The sequence below is a fragment of the Hyphomonas oceanitis SCH89 genome (genome assembly GCF_000685295.1).
Taxonomy (GTDB): Bacteria; Pseudomonadota; Alphaproteobacteria; order Caulobacterales; family Hyphomonadaceae; genus Hyphomonas; species Hyphomonas oceanitis.
Genome location: NZ_ARYL01000126.1, coordinates 1 through 1094, shown reverse-complemented (window position 1 = coordinate 1094; position 1094 = coordinate 1). Strand labels below are relative to the sequence as shown.

Sequence of the window (1094 nt, the reverse complement as noted above, 5' to 3'; positions counted from 1 at the left end):
GGAGACGGGGCGGACCATCCCATTAAACGCTTCTGATGGCGGAGCAAGAACGCACTGACGTCAAGGCATGGCGGGCTGACTGGAAGCATTATCGCCAGCCCGACATGCAGGCTGAACCTGGAGGGCTGGTCTTCCTGGACGAAACCTCCGTCAAGACGAACATGTGCCAGCTGCGCGGGCGGTGCCTGTGCGTGACGCGTCTGAAGGCCAGTGCTCCGTTCGGAAAATTGGGGACACAAACCGTCATTGCTGGCCTGCGTTGCAGCGAACCCACCGCCCCATGGATCATTGAAGGGGCCATGAACCGAGCTGCCTTCGAGGTCTCTATATCGAGACCCAGCTTGCACCCACCCTGAAGCCAGGCGACGTTGTGATCCTCGGCAATCTAGTCCGCGCGCCGCTAACATCCTCGCCAAGCGCGGGGCCTGGTTCCTCTTCCTGCCAAAATATTCCCCCGACCTCAATCCGATCGAGATGGCCTTCTCGAAACTTAAAGCTCACCTGCGAGCGGCCGCAGCAAGAAACTTCAATGACCTCACAACGATATTTGAAACATCTGCGCCCTGTTCACTACCAACGAGTGCTGGAACTTCTTCAAGGCCGCTAACTATGTTGCAGAATAATTGCCCGATGAGCTAGAGCAGCGGGCGCTTTTGATGAATCAAAAGTGATTCCCGATCCTCTCGAACTGTGATTCACAGTTCTGGGAGGAACGAATCCATGGCGATTTTGATTTCAAAGGATCTGCGGACCCGAATGTTGCGGGGTATGGAGGCGGGCAAGTCGGCGCGGGAAGTGGCGCGGCAGTTCGAGGTTGCGCCGTCGACGGCGTCCCGGCTGAAGAACCACGTCGCTGCGACCGGTTCGATCGACCCACGCCCGCAGGGTCGGCCGAAGGGTTATGGAAAGCTGGGACCGTACAAGGATTTCCTGGTCGAGCGTGTTCTTGAAAAGCCGGACATCACGATGCCTCAGCTGGTGAAGATGCTGCAGGACATGCATGGGGTGAAGGTCGATCCGTCGAACATCTCCAAACTGCTTTGCTCAGAAGGGTTCACCTATAAAAAATGTATGGTCCGCCCCGTCATTGCAAG

The 1094-nt window shown here is 57.0% G+C and carries 1 protein-coding gene and 1 pseudogene; both read left to right on the top strand.

Annotated elements, in window-relative coordinates; translation table 11 throughout:
- Window positions 1-26 precede the first annotated feature (26 nt).
- Window positions 27-623: pseudogene (locus tag HOC_RS22765) on the top strand (transposase); the annotation flags it as partial.
- A gap of 97 nt (window positions 624-720) precedes the next feature.
- Window positions 721-1094 (top strand): helix-turn-helix domain-containing protein (locus HOC_RS20530; protein ID WP_035542563.1); only part of this gene is annotated, 374 nt, incomplete at its 3' end.